At 42.0% G+C, this 23,127-nt stretch carries 16 protein-coding genes; 13 read left to right on the forward strand and 3 right to left on the reverse strand.

Features of this window, described 5'->3' with window-relative positions:
- Window positions 1–59 precede the first annotated feature (59 nt).
- The 12 genes from ACQKMH_RS00140 (at window position 60) to ACQKMH_RS00195 (ending at window position 17,079) form a co-directional block, all read left to right on the forward strand.
- Complete coding sequence (locus ACQKMH_RS00140; protein ID WP_427585527.1) at window positions 60–1,625, forward strand: glutathione ABC transporter substrate-binding protein; 1,566 nt, start codon at window positions 60–62, stop codon at window positions 1,623–1,625.
- A 165-nt stretch (window positions 1,626–1,790) separates the two neighbouring features.
- Window positions 1,791–3,038: an amidohydrolase family protein gene (locus tag ACQKMH_RS00145; protein ID WP_427585528.1), complete on the forward strand. Its 1,248-nt coding sequence runs from the start codon at window positions 1,791–1,793 to the stop codon at window positions 3,036–3,038.
- A gap of 24 nt (window positions 3,039–3,062) precedes the next feature.
- Window positions 3,063–4,304 carry an amidohydrolase gene (locus tag ACQKMH_RS00150; protein WP_427585529.1) on the forward strand — a complete coding sequence of 414 codons (1,242 nt, stop codon included), beginning with the start codon at window positions 3,063–3,065 and terminating at the stop codon, window positions 4,302–4,304.
- 35 nt (window positions 4,305–4,339) lie between these two features.
- Window positions 4,340–5,587, forward strand: coding sequence for an amidohydrolase (locus ACQKMH_RS00155; protein ID WP_427585530.1), 1,248 nt, complete (start codon window positions 4,340–4,342; stop codon window positions 5,585–5,587).
- A gap of 441 nt (window positions 5,588–6,028) precedes the next feature.
- Window positions 6,029–7,324, forward strand: a complete 1,296-nt coding sequence (locus ACQKMH_RS00160; RefSeq protein ID WP_427585531.1) for a uracil/xanthine transporter — start codon at window positions 6,029–6,031, stop codon at window positions 7,322–7,324.
- A gap of 612 nt (window positions 7,325–7,936) precedes the next feature.
- Window positions 7,937–8,191, forward strand: a complete 255-nt coding sequence (locus tag ACQKMH_RS00165; protein WP_427585532.1) for a heterocycloanthracin/sonorensin family bacteriocin — start codon at window positions 7,937–7,939, stop codon at window positions 8,189–8,191.
- A gap of 157 nt (window positions 8,192–8,348) precedes the next feature.
- The gene (locus ACQKMH_RS00170; RefSeq protein WP_427585533.1) at window positions 8,349–10,280 is read left to right on the forward strand and encodes a putative thiazole-containing bacteriocin maturation protein; all 1,932 of its coding nucleotides are present in this window, start codon (window positions 8,349–8,351) and stop codon (window positions 10,278–10,280) included.
- On the forward strand, window positions 10,277–12,220 hold the full coding sequence (locus ACQKMH_RS00175) for a TOMM precursor leader peptide-binding protein (protein ID WP_427585534.1): 1,944 nt from the start codon (window positions 10,277–10,279) through the stop codon (window positions 12,218–12,220). The genes ACQKMH_RS00170 and ACQKMH_RS00175 overlap by 4 nt, the downstream gene beginning before the upstream one ends.
- A 23-nt stretch (window positions 12,221–12,243) precedes the next feature.
- Window positions 12,244–13,812 (forward strand): SagB family peptide dehydrogenase, encoded by a 1,569-nt coding sequence (locus ACQKMH_RS00180; protein ID WP_427585535.1) that lies wholly within the window; start codon window positions 12,244–12,246, stop codon window positions 13,810–13,812.
- A 205-nt stretch (window positions 13,813–14,017) separates the two neighbouring features.
- Complete coding sequence (locus ACQKMH_RS00185) at window positions 14,018–15,448, forward strand: PLP-dependent aminotransferase family protein (protein WP_427585536.1); 1,431 nt, start codon at window positions 14,018–14,020, stop codon at window positions 15,446–15,448.
- A 595-nt stretch (window positions 15,449–16,043) separates the two neighbouring features.
- Complete coding sequence (locus ACQKMH_RS00190; RefSeq protein ID WP_427585537.1) at window positions 16,044–16,238, forward strand: hypothetical protein; 195 nt, start codon at window positions 16,044–16,046, stop codon at window positions 16,236–16,238.
- A 391-nt stretch (window positions 16,239–16,629) separates the two neighbouring features.
- Window positions 16,630–17,079, forward strand: a complete 450-nt coding sequence (locus tag ACQKMH_RS00195) for a YfmQ family protein (RefSeq protein WP_427585538.1) — start codon at window positions 16,630–16,632, stop codon at window positions 17,077–17,079.
- A gap of 388 nt (window positions 17,080–17,467) precedes the next feature.
- Here ACQKMH_RS00195 and ACQKMH_RS00200 read toward each other — a convergent pair whose 3' ends face one another.
- On the reverse strand, window positions 17,468–18,346 hold the full coding sequence (locus ACQKMH_RS00200; RefSeq protein WP_427585539.1) for a MurR/RpiR family transcriptional regulator: 879 nt from the start codon (window positions 18,344–18,346) through the stop codon (window positions 17,468–17,470).
- A gap of 725 nt (window positions 18,347–19,071) precedes the next feature.
- On the opposite strand from ACQKMH_RS00200, the gene aspA reads away from it, so the two are divergent.
- Window positions 19,072–20,502 carry an aspartate ammonia-lyase gene (gene aspA / locus ACQKMH_RS00205; RefSeq protein ID WP_427585540.1) on the forward strand — a complete coding sequence of 477 codons (1,431 nt, stop codon included), beginning with the start codon at window positions 19,072–19,074 and terminating at the stop codon, window positions 20,500–20,502.
- A 265-nt stretch (window positions 20,503–20,767) separates the two neighbouring features.
- Here aspA and ACQKMH_RS00210 read toward each other — a convergent pair whose 3' ends face one another.
- Together ACQKMH_RS00210 and ACQKMH_RS00215 are read right to left on the reverse strand one after the other, a co-directional pair.
- Window positions 20,768–21,460: an N-acetylmannosamine-6-phosphate 2-epimerase gene (locus ACQKMH_RS00210; protein WP_427585541.1), complete on the reverse strand. Its 693-nt coding sequence runs from the start codon at window positions 21,458–21,460 to the stop codon at window positions 20,768–20,770.
- Between the two features lie 31 nt (window positions 21,461–21,491).
- A complete protein-coding gene (locus ACQKMH_RS00215; protein ID WP_427585542.1) occupies window positions 21,492–23,027 on the reverse strand; it encodes a maltose/glucose-specific PTS transporter subunit IIC in 1,536 nt (511 codons plus the stop codon).
- Window positions 23,028–23,127: the final 100 nt, after the last annotated feature.

The following is a 23,127-nucleotide window of genomic DNA, read 5'->3' on the forward strand; positions in this document are numbered from 1 at the left end:
CAGAATATTTCCTATAATTAGATAAATGATAAAAAAATGAAATCGGGAGGTCCAAGTCCATGGGGTTAAAAAAGGGGATAAGAAAGCTTTTTCTAGTCATGTTCATGGTTTTCATAATTACTGGCTGTTCTTCCAATAAGGACGTAGGCACAACAGCAAGTGATCAAAACAAAGCATCTAAGGAAGGGGGGACTTTGGTTATTGCCCGTTTATCAGATGCTGAGAATTTGGATCAGCAGTTCATGTCAACGATTAATGCCGCTAGTGTCACTCACCATAAAATTTATGAGGGTCTTGTACAGCGAGATAAGAATAGTGAAATACAGCCTATGCTAGCAGAAAAATGGAAGCAAGTAAATGACACGACCTGGGAATTCAAGCTTAGGGAAGATGTAAAGTTTCATGATGGCACACCATTTAATGCAGATGCGGTCAAAAAAACGTTTGATAGACTTTTAGATCCGAAGGTTGCCTCTCCGCGAGCGGTAGTATTCGAAATGGTAAAAGAAGTGAAACCGATAGATGAATATACCGTGCAATTCATTCTAAAGGAACCTTTTTCTCCACTGCTATCCATCTTGGCGAATCACGAAGGCGGAATCATCAGTCCGAAAACCATTGAAAAGTATGGAAAAAAGATTATCCAAGAACCCAATGGAACCGGTCCTTTCGTTTTTGACTCATGGTCCCCGGGCCAAGAAATCACATTGTTAAAAAACAAAAATTATTGGGGAAATGAACCAAAAGTGGATAAGGTCATCTTCAAGGTCGTCCCAGAAGATTCAACGAGGATATCAATGATAGAGACGGGTGAAGCGCAAATCGCGGAACCTCTTCCCATCGCTGTCATGGACCAGGTGGAATCCTCAACGGCAATGGATGTTTACCGCAGTGAAGGCTATGGTACCGAATATTTAGGGTTCAATGTCAATAATGAACCGTTTAATGATGTACGGGTTCGTAAAGCCATTGCCCATGCCATTGAAATGGATTCGATCATTAAAGGTGTCTTTAATAATGTGGGTGTAAAGGCGAACTCCTTAATGGGCTCTAAAGTATTCGGGTACAACGCTAATCTGAAAGCCTATGATTACAATCTTAAAGAAGCGAAGAAATTGATGGCTGAAGCAGGTTATTCAAAAGGTTTGGACGCGACCATCCTAACGATGGACAGTAAAGAAAGAGTCAACTTGGCAGAAGTCCTTCAATCCCAACTAAAAGGGATCGGAATCAATTTGAAGGTACAGGTCATGGAGTACGGATCGTTCGTGGAACAAGTGAATAAAGGGCAATCGGAAATGTTCATCATCAGCTGGAGAAACGCGACTGGAGACGCTGATTATAATCAATATAATCTTTTCCATACGAATTCACAGGGAGCGGCCGGGAATACATTCTTTTACAGCAATCAAAAGGTTGACGATTTAATAGATGCCGCCAGAAAAGAAAAAGGGGAAGAAAAAAGGAAAGAGCTATACGCAGAGGCACAGGAAATCGAGATGGGTGATACTCCATATATCCCGGTAAGGGTCATTGAAAATGTTGCCGCAGTCGGGAAAGAAGTAAAAGGGTTTTCAATCAGTCCTTCAGGCTATTTAGATATAAATGAAGTAACGATTAAATGATGATCAGATTAGAAGAAGGGGTTCATCCATTTAGGGTGAACCTTTCTTTTGGCACAATAAGTAAAAATAACTTAAAAACGAGTAAAAATTCTGAAATTAATTGATGGCCTTTACAATTATAATGAAATGGAGGCATGTTCAATCTGGAGTGGAAGGGTGAGTTTAATGTCACAATCGTATTGGTTAACGAATGTACGCTTGGAAAATGGATTTACTTATAATGAAAATGAAACGATTACTGGTACTGCAACCGGAAATTACCACGTTAGGATTGAAAACGGAAAAATTTCTTCTATTATATCTGAAAAGGAATCTATAACAGATCAAAACCCACAGTATGATGTGCGTGGCCTGTTGATGGTCCCTTCGTTTAAAGAAATGCATATTCATATTGATAAAACGTACTATGGTGGTCCTTGGAAGGCTTGTATGCCTGCAATTAATGGTGTGAAAACCCGGATAGAGGAAGAGCAGACTTTACTTCCTGAATTATTGCCAACTGCCAAAGAAAGAGCAGAAAAAATGCTGGATTTATTATTGGATTTCGGATCCACTCATATACGCACCCATTGTAATGTAGACCCAGTTATAGGCTTGAAAAATTTAGAGGCTACTATACAAGCGTTGGAAGGTTATAAAGATAAATTGACGTATGAAATCGTTGCATTCCCGCAGCATGGACTATTGCGTTCAAATTCCGTAGGACTAATCAGGGAGGCCATGAAGTATGGGGCGAATCTTGTAGGTGGAGTGGACCCTGCCTCCATTGATGAAAATATAGAGCGGTCTCTTGAAACAATCATGGATATTGCCGTCGAATCGAATTCGGATATCGATGTCCATCTACATGATCCAGATCAGCTTGGCCTCTTTACGATGCAGCGTCTTGCTTCCATGACGGAAGACGCAGGGTGGCAAGGAAGGGTAACGGTTAGCCACGCCAGTGGTTTGGCCGATCTTTCAGTTCCGGAGGCAACGAGTATAGCTGAAAGGTTTTCGGAATTAGGAATATCCATAACATCCACTGTGCCTATCTTCAGAACAATCCCGATCCCCTTGCTCCACGAAAAAGGGGTAAAAGTTGAACTGGGTAATGACAGCATCACTGACCATTGGACACCGTTTGGCATCGGGGATAATCTTGAAAAGGCTGGTCGCCTTGCAGAGAGGTTCCGTATGATTGACGAACGTTCTTTAGCTAAAAGTCTGCAATTCATAACAGGAGGGAAGACCCCATTAAACCAAGAAGGAGTCAAGACATGGCCAAATGTTGGGGATGAGGCGAATATCGTTCTGCTTGAAGCAAGCTGTTCAGCTGAAGCGGTGGCTAGAAGGTCAAAACGTGCCGCAGTCATCTTCAGGGGCAACGTTGTAAGCGGATCTATTTCATCTTTTGAGACGACAGGTGTCTAATCTTCTATTAAAGAGAGTGATGTAATGTATAAATCATACTGGCTTACTAACGTTACACTTGATAGTGGATATGTTTTTGAGAATGAGAGAATCGATAGAACGAAGACCGACTTATATAATATGTATATAAATGATGGGGTCATAAAGGAAATTCAATTGGCTAATGTTCCTTTGCAAACTCATCTGCCCGTTCAAGACGCAGGAAAGCTGCTGGCACTTCCTGCATTTAAAGAGATGCATAACCATCTTGACAAGACCTATTTAGGACTGCCATGGAAATCATGCACACCGGTTGCGAATTTAATGGAGCGGTTAAAATTAGAAGCGGCGGAGCTTCCAGAACTTGCACGAACAGGACAGCACCGAGCTGAGCAGATGCTTCAACTCTTGTTAAAAGGCGGGGCAACGCATGTCAGGACGCATGTTAATATTGACCCGTACATTGGTTTGAAGAATTTGGATGAAGTTCAGAGAGCGCTAGATCGCTTCAACGGTAAAATGACACATGAGATCGTGGCGTTCCCGCAGCACGGGTTGCTCCGAACGAACTCAACTGCGTTAATGAGACAAGCGATGAGAGAAGGGGCTTCCTTAGTGGGTGGCTTGGATCCGGGTGGAGTGGACAATAATATAGAAGCTTCCTTATATGGAATGGTGAATCTAGCTGTTGAATTTGATGCAGATATTGATATTCATATACATGATCCAGGTCATCTGGGATTTTATACAATCAAGAAACTGGCTTCTTTCATCGATGAAGCAGGGTGGAAAAACAGAGTGGCTGTCAGCCATGCTTTTGCACTTGGTGATGTTTCTATTGAAGAGTCCCATGAACTGGCAAGCCTTTTATCAGATTTAGGGATGGCCATCATGTCCACCGTTCCGATAAACCGAATCATTCCCCCGATTGATTTACTGCATGAAAAGGGTGTACATGTAGCGCTTGGATGTGATGGTTTTTATGACTCCTGGTCTCCATTCGGGACAGGAGATATGCTGGAAAAGGCAGGCCGATTAGCTGAGAGATACAACTGGAAGGATGAATATGCTTTGTCTCAATCCCTCCAATTCATTACGGGCGGGGCTAAGACACTCGACCGTAAAGGTAACCGTTTATGGCCGAATGTTGGAGATGATGCAAGTGTTGTATTAGTAGATGCTTCATGTTCTGCGGAGGCAGTTGCCAGGAGATCCAGGCGTGCAGCGGTGATTGCCAAAGGAAATTTGGTTTACGGTGGACTGACCGGTGCAACGGCTTTGAACTGAGAATTTAATGTCTATTACAGGAAGGGATGAAGGGCATGAATACAATCTATTGGTTAAAGAATGCACGTTTGGAATGTGGTTACCAAAAAGAGAATGAAAGAGTTACAGGCACAATAACTGGGCTATTTCATCTATTAATAGAGGATGGAAGGATCACGAAGATTGTCAAAGATGGGGAGCCCATTTCTACCGATGTACCTTGGGAAGACGCAAAAGGATTGCTGGTGCTTCCTTCATTCATTGAAAAGCATGTACATCTTGACAAGACCTTGATGGGAGATATATGGAGAGCGTGCACTCCTTCATCAAGTGTCACTGAACGCTTTGAAAATGAGAAGAAGGTGCTTCCTACTATTGGAAGCAGCACACGTAAACGTGCTGAATCTTTACTGGAAATACTTTTAGCTTCGGGCTCCACTCATGTACGGACTCATGTTGATATCTACCCGGAAGTGAGATTGCAAAACTTAGAACAAGTACAACAGGCACTTGCTGGTTATTCTAATAGACTAAGTTCAGAGATAGTCGCATTTGCGCAGCACGGATTGTTACGGTCTGATTCTACAAAGCTTGTCAGAGAGGCATTGCGAAACGGAGCAGGAATCGTAGGGGCAGTCGATCCAGCCACAATCGATAACGATATTGAAGCATCCCTGGTCCAATTGATGGATTTAGCAGTGGAAGCGAATGCCGATGTTGACCTGCATTTACATGACCCTGGACACCTGGGTACGTTCACGATGAAGCGTTTGGCAGCTCTAACGAAGCAAGCAGGCTGGGAAGGCAGGGTAGCTGTAAGCCATGCATTTGGTATTGGTGATGTATCCAAAGAAGAAGCCTATGAGCTGGCTGACATTCTTAGGGATGCAGGGATTTCCATTGTCACCAGCGTCCCGATTAACAGACAAATGCCCCCTGTTGATTTATTACATGAAAGAGGGGTTGAGGTATCTGTAGGTAATGATAATATCTTTGATTTATGGTCACCACTCGGGAATGGTGATATTTTAGAGAGAGCTGGCAGGCTGGCAGAACGTTTCAAATGGGTTGATGAAGTCTCCCTATCCCAAACACTCAGGCATATAACTGGCGGAAAAACCCCATTAGATGAAAATGGTAACCAGGTATGGCCGAAGGTGGGGGATGCTGCAAGCCTGGTATTAATTGACGCCAGCTGTTCTGCTGAAGCAGTTGCCAGGCGTTCTGAGCGCAAAGCTGTCATTTACAAGGGAAACATCGTTTCCGGTTCACTGAGTAAACAAAAGCAGTCAATTGACTTGTAAGGTTAACCCAAAAAGGATCTCTGGATACTTCCGGATTTCCTTTTTCGTTTTGGTCAATGTAAGGCTAGGCAAGCTGGCTGTTCATCATTTTCCGATCTCGTGTACTTTTACTAACTTGTGTTATATGCTGGGAAAGTCATTTTTTTTGCTATTTTGGTTAAGGATTTCCCTCCTATTTCATTATCGTTATTGCCCTATACACTTTAAAGAGATAAAATGAATTCGACTCAAAAAACGGCTGGTTAACAATGACTCTTTAATTCCTTGCTTCCCATAGATTCCATGCATGATAGCGGTTACTATTAAAATATTGCTAGCATGACGATCTGGAGGAAGCGTTTTATTAACCATGGGTAGTGTCCTTCGTCTTCGCTTAAGGGGAAAGCGATGGAAGGAATCACCATAGCTTGAAAAGCATCATGTTCAAAGGAGATGGAAACTATGAAAAGCTGGGGATCATCTGTGACTCTATTTTCTTCTTTTCAATGGTTATTTTTTATTTTTGCAAATACGGTAGTAGTGCCGATATCGATTGGCGCAGCTTTTGATCTTCCTCCCAATGTTACGGAAATGACCATGAGAAGCTCGCTCATTTTCACCGGGATCGCTTGCGTGTTTCAGGGGTGGAAGGGGCATAAGTATCCGCTTATGGAAGGCCACTCCGGTCTATTATGGGGAGTGATGTTGAATTTAGGGTTATCTGCACCGTCCATAGGTCTCGGTTATGCTGAGATCGGAGGGGGAATTGCTACTGGCCTCATTGCAGCCGGTGTCGTGACCCTCATCATTTCTGCCTTCAACCTGATTTCTTATGTCCAGAAGATTTTTACTCCGATGGTCATGACGGTTTACTTATTCCTTCTGACGTTCCAGCTCATATTTGTCTTTTTTAAGGGGATGCTGGGGATTACGGAGAATGGGGAAATTAACATCCCCGTCAGTTTCCTATCAGTGGGGATTGTACTTTTAGTAAGTATATTAAAAATAAAAGGACCAAGGACCATTAGCAATTTCTCCATATTGATCGGGATTATCGTGGGATGGATTTTTTACGTGCTGCTATTTCCGGATGCCGGGGGAGAAATGGCCACTACGGGTGCCGCTTTTTCATTTTTCCCATTAGGTGCTCCAAACCTGGAATTCGGGATAATAGCGATTTCCTTTTTTGCAGGATTACTGAATTTGTGCAATACGTTCGCTTCCATTCAGGCCGCATCGGAATTAATCGGTGATGAAGCTGAACACAAGCAGTATCGAAATTCTTTATTCATGACTGGCGGTTTTACCATTTTCGCTCCGGTACTTGGCCTTGTTCCGTATACACCTTTTACTTCATCCATCGGATTTTTGCAGAGCACTCAAATCTATGAGCGGAGGCCCTTCTTATTTGGAGGCTTGTTATTGACTATAATTGGTCTTATTCCTCCTTTCATCTCTTTCCTGGCCACCATGCCGATTACAGTCGGGAATGCAGTATTGTTCGTTGCTTACCTTCAACTGTTCGGTACGGCTTTCAACAGCGTCAAGGGTCAGTATTTCACTTCAGACACGATATTCAGGCTTGCCGTACCAGTATTGATTGGAGTGAGTTTGATGAATATCCTGCCTAATGCATTCTCGAATGTTCCCACGCTTTTACAGCCCTTTTTGACGAACGGGCTCATAATGGGAGTATTGATATCAATCGTGCTGGAAAAATCGGTAAACTGGAATCGTTATGAACAACTGCAGAATTAAGGGGCCGTTCCATTTAGTTCGTGTGTTCGTACATATTGACAAAGAAAATGCCCATGTCGTGAAATAAAGGAGAGTTATTGTTGAAAAATATAATTTTTCTAAATTAATATTATTAATGATAACGGTTTTATAATTATTATATTATTAATGCTTATTTCCGCATTAATAATCAGAAAAAAGTTGCGCATTGCTTTTTTTGATAAGTAAGCCTTATTTGAATTCAATTTAAACTTATAGTTCCAACAAAAAATTGACCCATTAGGGTCTTTTTTTTGTATAGTACAACTTTTCCTTGCTACTGATTAACAAGCTTCGTAGCCGTCTGGAGGTATAAATGATGCAGCTCATGGCGTTCAGGATCCAAATAAACCTACCGTTGCCAAGGTGAACAGTCGGAAGTTGCTCCAATTCACGGGCTTCCCGAAAAAGATGGGAAGTCAGTACTTGAATATGATAAAAATAGGCTTTTGAATCAGTGGCAATCCCCACTAGCCTTACATATTTTGTTGAAGGGAGTGCATGACACGGTGTGAATTCCCGGACTATTTTGTTCTGTTTCTCTTTCCTGCTATAAGGCGTTACATTATTAATGAATATACGGAGGTTATATAAATGAATGAGTTTCAAAATCAATTGCAAATGTTGAATGTAGAGGATTTCCAGGTAAGTCAGCCAGTTCCTTGGGAGCAAACCCAGTACAATTTGGATGATTCGTCTCGACAATTCATTGGTGTGGGTGGTGGCTTTGGTTGTTTTGGCTGTTTCTTATGCTTTGGCTGCTTTGGTTGCGGTGGTCGTTGTGGTGGATGCGGACGTTGCGGAGGGTGCGGAGGGTGCGGCGGCCGTTGCGGACGTTGCGGCCGTTAAGAATCCAGGCTTTCTGAATAGAAGGAGATGTCCCTGCATGTGGTATGGCAGGGACTTTTCTTTATAGTATTAGACATAAGAGACAAATTGTCGTACATAGGATAAAAGTGAAGTGATAAAGCAGGACTTAGAACAGCTTCGGGTTAGGAGGAGCGGAATGGGAAATTTGACCCCTTCTATGCGTCTGAAAGTAAAAAGGGACACTTTTTTTCTCCCTGAACCAAACAGAGGTGTGTATTTCCGGAATAACATAAGTTCGTTCCATATGGAGGGCAGCACGATCGTCCAGTGGATTGAAAAGTTATTGCCGATGTTCAACGGGGACCATACATTAAGTGAATTAACGGATGGATTGCCTGGACCATATCGGAACCGCGTGATGGAAATTGCCGAAGTTTTGTACAAAAATGGCTTTGTTCGGGATGTAAGTCAGGACAGTCCTCATCAATTGAGGGATCAGGTTCTTGAACACTATGCGTCCCAAATTGAGTTCCTGGACAGTTTCGGCGATTCAGGGGCACAACGTTTTCAAGCATATCGAAAGGGGAAGGCGTTGGCAATAGGTTCTGGACCATTATTCCTTTCATTGGTGTCATCGTTGATGGAATCAGGACTTCCCACATTCCATATCCTAATTACGGACACGGTGCCGACCAATAGACAAAGATTAAAGGAAATTGTTTCTAATGCGCGTAAAACGGACGATGAGGCAGCGGTAGTGGAGGTCATGCTAAAGGGCGGTGAAAGGGACTGGGAGGAAATTGTAAGGCCGTTTGATTCGATATTATATGTGTCACAGGAGGGTGATATAGAGGAATTAAGAGAACTTCATTCGGTTTGCAGGAAAGGGAAAAAGGTACTTTTCCCTGCATTGATCATCAATCAAGTTGGATTGGCAGGTCCCCTTGTCCATCCGGAATCCAAGGGGTGCTGGGAGTCGGCATGGCATCGTTTACATCAAACTGTTCTGAAAAAAAATCAGGGCCCTTATTCCTCCACGGCAGGAGCTATGTTAGCCAATGTAATGGTATTCGAGTGGTTTAAAGAGGCTACAGGTGTTACTACAGCAGATCAAGACAATCAATTCTATCTATTGGATATGGAGACATTGGAGGGAAGCTGGCATTCGTTCCTTCCTCACCCGAGTGTCACGGGACGAGGGGCTGCTAAATGGATTGAAGATGTTGATCAGCGGCTCGAACAAAAATCGGGACGGGGTGAGCCCGGTAAGATGTTTTTGCATTTCAGCCGGTTGACATCAAGGCAATCTGGAATCTTTCATACTTGGGAGGAGGGAGATTTAAAACAGCTGCCGTTGGCTCAATGTCGCACTCAGGTTGTTGATCCGTTGTCTAACGGTCCAGCGGAACTTCTGTCTGATATTATCCGTTCGGAACTGACTCATGAGGAAGCAAGGAGGGAAGCCGGTCTTGCAGGGGTCGAAGCGTATGTAACCCGAACACTCAGCCAGCTCATGTCGACTCTTCCTTCGCTTCCAGATACAGGGGAAATAAAGGAATCGATTGGTGTTGGAGCAGGGGAAACATTTGCTGAATGTGTTTGCCGTGGGTTGCAGGGCAGTTTGGATGCAGAGCTTGGAAAACGACAGTTCGGTCAAGAGGACCTTGTGTCGGTGCAGTTGGGGACGGTGGAAGATGAACGTTGCCAATACTATATACAAGCGCTGACCCGGCTGCAAGGTGAACCGATCATCGGGCTGGGTAAGAATGTGTCCGGTTTCCCTGTGGTATGGGTCGGTACAAGTGACGGCTGGTCTGGGGCTGTTGGTTTGAATGTAACCATCGCATTACGGAACGCCTTACAAAAGGCCGTTATGAAAGTCCAAAATCAGACCGTTTGCCTCACAGCTCCAGATTTATTGGTTTCTCCGGAAGTAAAGGTCCTGCAAAACCTTGTGATTCCTTCGTGCGAGGTTACAGCGAATTCTGAGATATTGCAGTCCGCCATGCAGGTCTTGGAGAAGAACAAGAAGCGAATGTTCGTTTTTGAATTAGAACTGGAACCTTACTTGAAAGAAGAACTGGCAGGGGTATTTGGGGTGTTTTTGCGAGAGGAGGAATCAGGGTGAAAGCTGACGTATTGGTTGTCGGGGAAGGAGTGTTGGCCGACCATGTTTCAGGAGACTTGTCCGGCCAATATCAAGTCAATCGCCAATCCGATTTCGAGGCAGGAATCCCACAAACGACTGCTTTGGTCCTCGTGCTGCAAGATGCTTGGAATCCTGCTGTCCATCAAAAGGCGGAGGAGTTGTTAAGGCCAACAGGCATTCCTTGGTTGCGAGGGTTCGTATCATTTGGAGAAGGAGTGGTCGGTCCACTGGTACGTGCGAATACTCTGGGGTGCTCGCAGTGTGCAGACCTTAGGCATCTCATGGCAGGACGTGATCGCCAAGAAATGTTGGGAATCCGCAAGCAGCTGCAAGAAAATGGAGGTATTCAGCATGATGTGGCGGCATCGCGCACTGGCCTTTTACAGATGGCTCACCTGATTGGGGCAGAGGCAAGGAAGGTGATGAAAGGAGATCGGGCCCGTTCGGAAGGGCGTATATCATTAATCAACCTGAAAACGCTGAATGGTTCTTGGCATTCGTTTTTACCTGATCCATTGTGTCCGGTGTGCAGTCAATTACCGGATGACTCGAAGGAACGCGCAAGGATTTCGTTAAAGCCAAGTCCAAAAATCAGTCCCGAAAGTTATCGAACCCGTTCGATGGAAGATCTAAATAAAGTTCTGGCCCATGATTATTTGGATCATCGCACGGGATTCTTGAATAATAAAATGATAGACCTTGTGCCCCCATTTGCCGATGTAAGTGTTAATTTGCCTTTGCTCATAGGAGATGAGGGGACAGCAGGCCGGACTCTTTCATATGCCGCAAGTGAAATGACAGCCATATTGGAGGGCCTGGAAAGATATTGCGGAATGGAGCCCCGTGGGAAACGGACAGTCGTGCATGACAGCTACAACAACCTGAAGGACCAAGCACTGAATCCCATCAAAATAGGAGTACACTCGAAGGAAAATTATGCACAGCCGAATTTCCCGTTTCGACCGTTTAATCCTGACCGCTCGATAGATTGGGTATGGGGCCACTCATTTTTGCAAGAGCGTCCGATCCTGGTTCCAGAATTGCTTTCCTATTACAGCTTGGGCTGCGGAGAGGGGTTTGTCTATGAAACTTCCAATGGTTGCGCTTTAGGGGGAAGTTTGGAGGAATCCATTTTCTACGGCATCATGGAAGTGGTGGAACGTGATTCGTTTCTATTGACTTGGTACGCGCAGCTGCCCCTCACACGGCTTGACCCAAAATCTGCAAATGATAAAGAGCTGGAGTTGATGATTGACAGGGCAAGGGCTGTGGCGGGATATGATATCTATTTGTTTAATTCCACAATGGAACACGGTATACCGAGCGTTTGGGCGTTAGCAAAAAACAGGAAACAAAAAGGATTGAATATCATATGTGCAGCCGGGGCGCATCTGGACCCGATCCGGGCTGTGAAAAGCGCGGTTTTCGAGTTGGCAGGCATGATGCTGACCCTTGACGATAAATTGGAAGAAAACCAGGAGGAGTTTGTAAAAATGCTGCATGAATCCTCACTGGTAAGGAAGATGGATGATCATGGCATGCTATACGGTTTACCGCAATCGGAAGAGCGACTGCAGTTTCTGCTGGATGATGACCGTCCAATGCGAACGTTTGATGAAGAATTCGAGAAAAGGGTGTTGCAATCGGACTTGACCGATGATCTGCAAGACATTCTTCAAGAGTTTCGTCGATTGAAACTAGAGGTAATTGTGGTGGACCAAACGACACCGGAAATTGAAAGAAATGGATTACATTGCGTGAAAGTGCTGATTCCGGGAATGCTGCCGATGACATTCGGCCATCATCTTACCCGCGTAACGGGGCTTGAGAGGATTCTGAGGGTTCCGATGGAACTCGGATATGCAAAAAGGCCGCTTGAATTCGACCAGCTCAATCCGCATCCGCATCCGTTTCCATAAGCGGTGACTTAGGAGGTAGGAGGATGAGGCTAGAGGCATTTCTGCACAATTTGCATTTTGACATCGAAAAGGCCAGTCCGCAGGATTGGAAAGTGGATTGGGATGATGCACCGCTTACGTATAAGCTTTACCGTGACTTGCCCGTATTTCCATTGTCACTGGAGGTACCGCTTACGATTGAAGGGGGCAGCACCCCCAAAAAACACGACCTCAAAGGAATCGGTCATTTTCTATGGTATGCATATGGCCTTACCCAGGTCAGTCAGTCACTGAGGTCCAACGATCAAGAGGACCTTATGCAATCATTCCGGCGTTTTCCGCCTTCAGGGGGAGGGTTGTATCCCAGTGAATTGTACGTGTATTTGAAGATGGAGGAAGTGCCTGCTGGCGTTTACCATTATGATGCGGCACACCATCAATTGGTGTTGTTGCGGGAAGGGGATTTTGATTCATATTTAACCATGGCCCTTGGTGATCGCTGTGATGTGTCCGCTTGTTTTGGCATGGTTTTTGTATCGACGATGTTTTGGAAAAACTTCTACAAATATAATAATTTTTCATATCGTCTGCAAGGGCTGGACGCCGGCGTACTCATAGGGCAGTTACTCGAAGGGGCTAAGCGGTTTGGAATCGCATCTGAGGTGTACTTCCAATTCCTTGATCGGGCCATCAATCATCTGCTTGGGTTATCGGAAAAGGAAGAGAGCACGTATGCGGTGATTCCCTTATCGGAAGAACTTGCAAATTGGTGTACGGAAGAAAAGATGATTGACGGACCTGTCACTTCGACACAATTGTGCCGGGAATTGACGGATATCCATCCAAAACATTATGTACGGTCGCAGAGGATCAGGGAGTATCCGATGTTAATTAAAATGAATGAAGCATCCATGATCGAATCCACCCGATTATTTGGGCCGATCCATGCCAAGAAAGGGGAGGGATGCGAAGGACATACGATCGAGCTTCCTATTGTGAAGCGATTATCCTATGATTTTGCTTCTGTTTGCAAAAAGCGGTTTTCACCTGAAATGGACTTCATTCTAGGAAAGGTAAGTCAAGTGAAACTGGCGACTCTCCTGCAGGAGGCAACAGCTTCTTTCTCATATCGAAATGATTTGGATGAAACAAATGAGAACCAGGTAGATCGCGTCTCCTTATATGCTTGTTTGTATAATGTGGAAGACATTCAAGATGGTGCCTACCATTATGACAGCACGACACATTCATTACGACAGATACAACCAGGTGATCATCGGCTCCAACTGCAATACGGATTGTCCCTGGATATCATGAATTTTCAGCAAGTACCGATTTGCTTACATGTAGTTGGTGATCAGGATTATTTCAAAACGCAACTTGGATATAGAGGATACCGTATCCAGCAAATGGAGGCGGGCATGCTTGTCCAGCGCGTACTGTTAGCGGCGTCGGCCCTTGGAATGAACGGGCATCCTTTGCTCGGGTTTGATGTGAATAGTAGTGATGAACTTTACAAATTGGGAGATCTTCAAGGGAAAACGAGTTTGATCCAAATCCCGATCGGATACTATCGGGATCGCCCTTGGCTGAAGGGGAGTCTGCATAGTTGAAGAAGATGAAACGAAAGCCTCCATTTCATTTAAGAAATGGAGGCTTTCGTTTTAATTTTGTAGTACAGCTTCTATCCTAAGAGTGCAATAATCTCGGCTGAAGATTATACTGAAATAAAAGGTTTTACTACTTTTGGGAATGAATAAGTATATAAAGTTAATCATTTAGTACGCTTTTAACTAAACATTTTAAAGGATGTAGCTTATGGAATGGAAAACTGACAGAAAATCCAAGAAGCCTTTATATAAACAAATAGCAGCTTACATCGAGAGTGGTATTGCTGATGGAACCTTTTTATTGGATAAGCCGCTACCGTCTGAACGATTCTTGGCAAGTGAACTGGGAGTTAATAGAAGCACAGTTGTTGCGGCTTATGATGAATTGGAAGCAAATGGGCTAGTTGAACGGAAAAAAGGAAGCGGAACGATGATCAGCAAGGATATCTGGGGAATTACTCGAAAACGTATACCTAGTTGGAATAGATATATCGAAGCGGGTTCTTTTTTGCCCAATATGCCAGTAACCCAAAGAATACGTAAAGAGACGGAAGGGCATAACCTTATTAACTTAGCTAGTGGGGAGCTTTCAGAAGACTTATTTCCAGTCCAATCCTTGCGTGAAATCATTTCTAATAGGTCCTTCATTGGTAGCTTAGGTTATGATCACCCTCAAGGCAATGCGGTTTTAAGGGAAACGATAACCAATCATGTTAAACAGTATAGGAGAATTGACACGCATCCATCTTCCATACTCATTACTTCTGGTGCACAGCAAGCCTTACATCTGGTGGTCCAATGCTTGTTAAAGCCAGGAGATGCCGTTGTATTGGAAGATCCATCATATAGTTACAATCTTCCCATCTTTCAATCCGCGGGGCTAAGAATTTTTCCTTTGCCAGTTGATAAGGATGGCATCAACCCAGAGGATTTACTGGAACTCCATAAAAAACATCGGATCAGGATGATTTTTTTGAACCCTGTATTTCAAAATCCTACAGGAACTGTCCTTCATATCAACCGTCGTAAAAGGATTCTTGAACTTTCATCCGAATATGGAATTCCGGTCATAGAAGACGATCCTTATAGTTTAACTTCCTTTACTGGGGAAGAAATTTCCACTCTTAAATCGATGGACAACAACGGAAATGTTTTATATATAAGCTCTTTGTCAAAAATTGTTGCTTCCGGTTTAAGAATAGGGTGGATTATAGGACCGAAACCAGTTATAGAGAGACTCTCTGATGCTAAGCAGCAGGTTGACTTCGGTCATGGCTCATTCACTCAATGGATAGCAAACGATTTTTTGGATTCAGAGTATTTTCCTGCCCATATTGCCTACTTAAGGGGGCAACTAGAAAAAAGAAGGGATGCAATGGTTTCAAGTCTTCAACAATTCCTGCAAAAAAAAGTTGATTATTATTCGCCAAATGGTGGAATTCATTTGTGGTGTAAGCTGAAAGTGCCATTGAACGAAATAAAGCTATTGGAGGAATCCATCAAAAGAGGAGTCATATACGTCCCGGGTTCAACTCTAGGTACAAATAAGGAATACGTACGCTTTACTTTTGCAAGGGAAAATGAGGCTTCCATTCACGAAGGCATCAAAAGGTTTGCAGAGGCTGTAAAAAGTTTATAATCATATGCTTAGATATTCACGAGAGAGAACCATTATGAATCCATGATTTCAGACTGTAGACAAACTTGTTCGGTTTGCCTGCAGTTTTTTAATTAAAAGGTTCCGGTGATTTCAGAAATCCACTCGCTTTCCGCCCGCGGAAAGCGAGTGCCTGGAGTGGAAATCCACATCTAAATTGTAACCATACCCTAGGAGTTGAAGGTGTTGTTTTGGGTCAGTTGTTTCAGGAACATCATTTAAGTTACGTTTTCCGACCCACTTTTATCTACTAACTGGAATCATGACAAATTCATGATTCTTTTTTTGTTTTTTTCAAGGAAGCAAGATAGGTTGGAGTTCCTGCAATACGTGGTAAATTAGTCATTTCTTTAGTGGCGCTTTGCACTTTTCTATGTATAGTAACGAAAGAATTCAACAAGTGGATGGTGGAAATTTCACTTAATTGGATGGTCCTAAAGTTGGTTGTTCTTTTATTATAAAGAAGTAGGCTTTTTCTAATATATTTACTCATAAAACATGAAACGCGATATACGATGAGAATCGGAATAATTTGAAATGGTTCAAGGAAATAGATAATATGGGGAGGCGTTGAATCATGACGATAAGTGTAATTTTAGTAGTGGCCATTTGTTTAGTTGCTCTGGTTGGTACCCTTTCGTTAACGGGGAAGAGTGATAGTGATTATTCTGCAGCAACGAGAGGGAATTTGTTGAACCTTAGTTATATTTATATTGGTCTTGCCCTAGTATTAACTGTCGGCATCGTTTACTTCGTAATAAAATTAGCCTAAGAATACCACGTGAATGATTATTCTAATAGTATATCAAAATGTACAGAAATGTAGGCTTAATTGTATAAAGGTCATGTTTTGTACGAGTGATATACAAGACATACTCTATATGTGGAAAAATGTGAATTTGTTCACAAATATGGCGAAAATGTGAACGATAGGAATCTGGAAGATACCTAAAAAAGAATCACCTTTGTAAGCTGAGTGAACAAATGAAGCGTTTGATATTTATGGATAAAAATTTAAACAAAAGTTTGATTATGTTTTGGGCCTCTTTAAAAGTACAACTTTTCACCAAAAATGAAGCGTGAATAGAACGGTCACTTCAAAGAAAAACTGACCGCCTCTTTCATTTAATAATTAAATTATAACGTAGCGGAGATGATCAAATATGACATTGCCTGTTTTGATTTTGACAATTATCTTAAGTTTACTTAAATTATTAGTTACCTGTCTTCCAACCGATGCAGTGAATTGGATTATGAGTAAATTTAAAATGCATTCAGAAATTAGTGACGAGAATGCAATCGTAACCTTTGATGGAAAACGTTTGGAAGGTGAAGACAAAATTCAAGTAATTAATTATTTTAACGAAGCAAAGTTTTTGAAAAAAAATCATATATTCCCAGGGAACGAGCAATTGTTTTTACATCCAGAGAACAGCGGGACTCCAATAATAATTGAAACTAAAAGAGGAAAAAACGATGTTAGATTATTTGTGTACAGTTACAACGACCACGTGGATGTAGTCAAACAGTACAAGAATAAAGTAGTTGCGTATAGTCTTCTTTCCGAGAGCCTCCAAGGACGTTCCATGCCAGTAATAAGGAATTTAGTTTAAAAGGAACATAAAAAAAAGACGTCTTTTAAAGTGAACTGCACCCCCATTGTTAGTAACATCTAACCAATTGGAGATGCAGTTTTTTAATAGGATGAATTATGAAAATGACTTTCTGTCAGGTTCAGCTAAACAAACAAACTAATAACTTTCAGCCCTACCATCCTATCACCAACAATGGATTTGCCACATTTTCTGCCAATCTTAAAGCTGTAGTTGTACGGGCGCTGTGGGGGAGCCGCTTTAATAAGAATATAACAAGGGTGAATCCCTATTTTGGGTGAATATAACTGTATGCAGTAGTAATTAAAATTTCAAAAAATAACCAATGGATTTTGTATAATTCGTGTATGGGCAGGTCAATGTACTTTTTTAACGGAGCAGCCAAAAGTCAGTCGGTCTCGGTTAATACCTTTAAAGTCTTTTCCCTGATGCTTATCCTGTTTTTATAATCTTTAGCAACCAACTCTGTATATAGTAAATCAAAAAGTAATAAGAGCGGAAGCAATGGAGAGATGTTTTGTCCCATATGCATGCTGTTCTTGCTCGTGACCAATAGTGAGATATCGCCAAGTTGTGAGAGCTCGGAATTCTTATCTCCAGTAAAAATCAAGATACGTGAGCCTTGCTTCTTTGCGATTTTAACTGCAGAAATCACTTCTTTCGTTGTTCCGGAAATGGAAATGCCGATGACAACGCTATTCTCGTTACTTAAAGCTGCATCCATCATTGACTGGTGGGGGTCCGTAATAGCTTCTACAGGTAAGCCGATCCTGAAAAATTTGGATTTGAATTCATGGGCGGCTATGCCAGAACTCCCTATTCCATAAACATGTATTTTCGATGCCTGTGTAAGAAAGGATACCGCTTTCTGGATCTCGTCATATATTGTTATATGAAAGGTATGATCAATGATCCCTAAGTGATCTTGATAAAGTTTAGCGAAATAATCGACCTGCATGATGTTCTTCATATGTATCGGTGTATTTCGGAGATCCACGAACCTTTTTAACTCATGCCTGAACTCATTGAAACCAGAAAAGGCTAATTTCTGGCAGAAACGCGTAATGGTTGCAGGTGAAATATGAAGCTTTTTAGCTATTTGACTAATGGTTAACTTACTTGCTTCTTCAGGGCGCTGCAGAATATAATTGGCCAATTCTTCTTCTGTTTTGGTGAATTTGTCCATGCTGCACTCAATGCCATATATGAGGTTTTCTGCTAGATATTCCATGTGATCACCCATTTCAAATTTCTTATATGTATTCATAGTTTAATGTATCCATTAGGGACGTCAATAACCGATTTGTTTAAAATGCATGGAAGGTTACAACAGTAAAAATTGAAAAAGACCTTTTAAACAGCTGCTATGATATTATCCCAATGTAGACAGTGTAAAAAAAGATCATGATCAAACATGGATATTGACTTTTACTTGGTAGAGTTTCATTTTGAATAAAAAAGGGGCTTAATTTCCATTTCAGATGAACTAAAGGGACAAGGTTTAGCATGAAATAGAGAACGAAAAGCCAAGACTCGTGTTAAGAATAAATTTACCTTTTTATTGCTTCTATATATTAATTTACCTTTATATTGGTCCTATATATTAATAGAAATTGGAGTATAATTAGATTGTTCATTTACCAAAGAATAAGGAAGCAGGGTTTAGGTGCTTCACAGATGTTGCTTTGGATAATGAACCCCGGAACTAAGCCAAATAATTGAAAGTTATGGTAGTGATGGTATATCATTTCACAGTGATACATTTTGGGAAATAGAATAAGTTGGCCGGGTATGGAATATTTGTTGTCATTACTATATGATATTAGAGGACTTGGGGCGATGAGAGTGTCAACAATCGTTCCAAAAATAGAAATACGGTGCCAATCGATCCTAAACGGATGGTGATATTCTGCAAAAAATGGGATTCACAAAAGGTGAAGGAATGAGGAAACACCTATTACAGAAATATTAAAACATGGGGGAACTGGGGAAATGATGATAGACGAGAGAACATGCAGAATTGAGAAAGACTTTCTTGGTGAAAAGGAAATTCCATCAAATGTTTATTATGGAATACAAACTTTACGCGCTGTAGAAAACTTTCCGATTACAGGTTACAAAGTCAATGAGGAAATGATTCGTGCATTAGCCATGATAAAAAAAGCAGCCGCTTTAGCAAATATGGACACAAAACGTTTGTATGAAGGAATTGGAAAAGGCATCGTTAAAGCTTCAGATGAAGTGATCGAAGGGAAATGGCATGAGTATTTCATCGTTGATCCAATTCAAGGTGGCGCGGGTACATCGATGAATATGAACATTAATGAAATCGTTGCCAACCGAGCTTTAGAATTAATGGGACACGAAAAAGGTGACTACGCAAAACTTAGTCCAAACAGCCACGTTAACATGTCGCAGTCGACCAATGACGTATTTCCAACCGCTATTCATATATCAACACTACGACTGCTAGAACAATTAATTCAATCAATGACAAAGATGAGTTCGGTTTTTAAGGCAAAAGCAAAACAATTTGATCATGTTATCAAAATGGGCCGTACACATCTTCAGGATGCAGTGCCAATTCGTCTCGGCCAAGAATTTGAGGCATATAGTCGCGTAGTAGAGCGAGATATTAAGAGAATAAGTCAATCACGCCAACATTTATATGAAGTGAATATGGGAGCAACAGCGGTTGGAACTGGATTAAATGCAGATCCACGTTACATCGAAAATGTTGTTATTTATTTAGCTGAAATTAGTGAATTGCCACTTGTGGGTGCAGAACATTTAGTGGATGCAACACAAAATACGGATGCTTATACTGAAGTGTCCGCTGCATTGAAAGTATGTATGATGAATATGTCTAAAATTGCTAATGATTTACGTTTGATGGCTTCAGGGCCAAGAGCTGGATTAGCGGAAATCATGCTTCCTGCACGTCAACCAGGTTCATCAATCATGCCTGGAAAAGTAAATCCAGTAATGCCGGAATTAATCAACCAAGTTGCTTTCCAAGTAATTGGGAATGATAATACGATTTGCTTAGCGTCAGAAGCAGGTCAATTGGAATTGAACGTTATGGAGCCCGTACTTGTATTCAATTTATTGCAATCAATTAGTATCATGAATAATGCGTTCAATGTCTTTACGGATTATTGTTTAGAAGGTATTGAAGCGAATGAGGAACATTTAAAAAATTATGTCGAACAAAGTGTTGGAGTGATTACAGCAGTCAATCCGCACCTTGGATATGAAGTGGTTTCACGTATTGCACGTGAAGCGATTTTAAAAGGCAAATCAGTTCGCGAACTTTGCTTACAGTATGATGTGTTAACAGAAGAGGAATTAGATTTAATTCTAAACCCTTACGAGATGACCAAGCCTGGTATAGCGGGTGCTTCTCTTTTCGATCGAGAATAACAAATAAATGAGTAGATAACTTTAACATATATTGAATATTTATCCTAAAGAACTATGTCTATTAACATAAGTGTTAAAGGCATAGTTCTTGTTTTTTTGATTTTTTCATGATCCTCCCCGTATTGATGCACTTTTTCTGAAACTTGAATACGACCCAAACACTGCCGGATGGGTTCGGAAATGTTTGGGATTATCGAAGCTTTGACTCCAGATAAAAAAGACCCAAACTGTTGCCAGTCTGGGCCTTTTCATTCCTATCAATTTTCTATTTTTGGATAGCATCCACGAATCTTTTAGTGATTTGCTGAGGTCTGGTAATGGCACCGCCCACTACTACTGCATGGACATTCATATCCAAAACAGAGCGAGCGATTTCTGGTGTGATGACGTTGCCTTCAGCGATCACTTTCGCTTTTTTCACTGCTTGTACTATCTCTTTGAGCAGAGTATAGTCATCCTGGTATATTTTCTGGCCGATCGTTTCGTTCGTATAGCCGTATAAAGTGGGGGCCACAATATCGAATCCTAAATCGTCAGCGTATACGGCTTCCTCAATGGTAGATACATCCGCCATTAGTAATACATCCGGATATTTTGCTCTTATTTCATAATAGAACTGCTGTAACGTTTTACCATCCGGTCTTACCCGGGCTGTAGCATCCGTCGCTATGATTTCCGCTTTAGTTTCCATCAATGCATCAATTTCGGCCATGGTGGGAGTAATATAGACATCGTTTTGTCCATACACCTGTTTAATGATCCCTATGACTGGAAGGTCCACATTTTTCTTGATTTCCATTATGTCAGCTACAGAGTTTGCGCGAATGCACTTTGCACCGCCTTCTTTGGCAGCAATAGCCATACGTCCCATAATAAAAGAGCTGTGCAGCGGCTCATTCTCCAATGCTTGACATGATACAATTAAGCCTTTGTGAATTTTATCCAGCACCTGTTGCATGTTTAACACGTCCTTATCGTTATCTATGTTCTCAATGACCTAAGAATTCTTCCACTTCGTTTTTGATGATCGTTACTTGGGGACCATAAACTATTTGAATGCCATTCCCTTTTTTTACGACTCCTTTTGAACCGGTTTGTTTAATGACGTCCTCTTTTACCAATGATTCATCCTTTACCGTGACACGCAGACGAGTTGCACAGCAATCGACTATATCGATATTTTCTTGTCCACCTAATCCATTGACGATGGTCTGTGTTCTCTCTGATGCCGTAACTTGTGTAACAGCGGTCTGTTCATCATCTTCGCGTCCGACCACTTTTAAATTCTTCTTCCTGATTAAGAATTTAAAAGTGAAGTAGTATAGGAAAAACCATGGAATGCCTACGAGAAGTACATACACCCAATTGGTTTTACTGATACCCTGGAGTATCCCGAATAAAGTAAAATCAATAAACCCTCCAGAAAAGGTTTGACCGATCGTTATATTGAATATATCTGCCATCATGAAGGCAAGTCCATCAAATAAGGCATGAAAAACATAAAGGATTGGAGCGACAAATAAGAAACTGAATTCAAGTGGTTCGGTGATGCCTGTTAAGAAAGATGTTAAGGCAGCTGAAAGAAGCAAGCCGGCCACGACTTTCTTATTTTTAGGTTTAGCGCAGTGATAAATGGCCAATGCAGCGCCGGGTAAACCAAACATCATCGTAATAAACCGTCCGGACATGAACCGGGAAACGCCCTCATAGTACTTGACGGTAGTTGGATCGGCCAATTGCGCAAAGAAGATATTCTGGGTCCCGCTTACAATCTGCCCTTTAATCTCCATCGTTCCGCCTAAAGCTGTTTGCCAGAAGGGAAGGTAGAAAATATGGTGCAACCCTAACGGCCCGAGCATCCGTAATATGAATCCGTAAAAGAAAGTCCCAATCGTACCTGTGCTCGTTACCAGCGCACCTAATTGGTTTATGAAAAGTTGGAAATAAGGCCATACGATAAAAAGCACGGCTCCAACCAATATGGAAGCGAAGGAAACGATGATCGGAATGAAACGGGAACCACCGAAAAACCCTAACACTTGCGGAAGCTGAATTTTATTATATTTATTGTGCAAAAGTGCGGCAACGATACCTACTACGATACCGCCAAACACACCAGTCTCCAGTGTTTGGATCCCGACCGCCATTCCCTGTCCCGCACCTGCCAAATTCTCTTTGGCAAGTTCCCCGTTTATTTGAAGCAGTGCATTTATTGAACTGTTCATGACGAAATAGCCAATCATGGCTGCCAGTGCAGCGGTCCCTTTATCCGAACGTGCCAATCCTACTGCAACACCTACGGCAAAAATAACCGGCAAGTTGCCGAATACAATACTTCCTGCAGAACTCATGATTGTGAAAATGGCCTGCAGCCAAGCAAAGTCTAAAAAAGGATAGGCCTCAACTGTATTTGGATTAGAAAGGGCACCACCAATTCCCAGCAATAAACCGGCCGCAGGTAAAACGGCAATCGGGAGCATAAAAGATTTTCCGAACTGCTGCGCTTTCTCAAAAGCTTTCTTCATTAAAATTCCTCCCTTATTTAACGTGCCTTTGATACTCTCTATTTTTAGTCGATCTATACTAGCTATATTAAATCCGTATGATAGCGTTTTCAATACGAAA

Source organism: Peribacillus sp. NPDC097895 (assembly GCF_050277555.1).
Taxonomy (GTDB): domain Bacteria; phylum Bacillota; class Bacilli; order Bacillales; family DSM-1321; genus Peribacillus.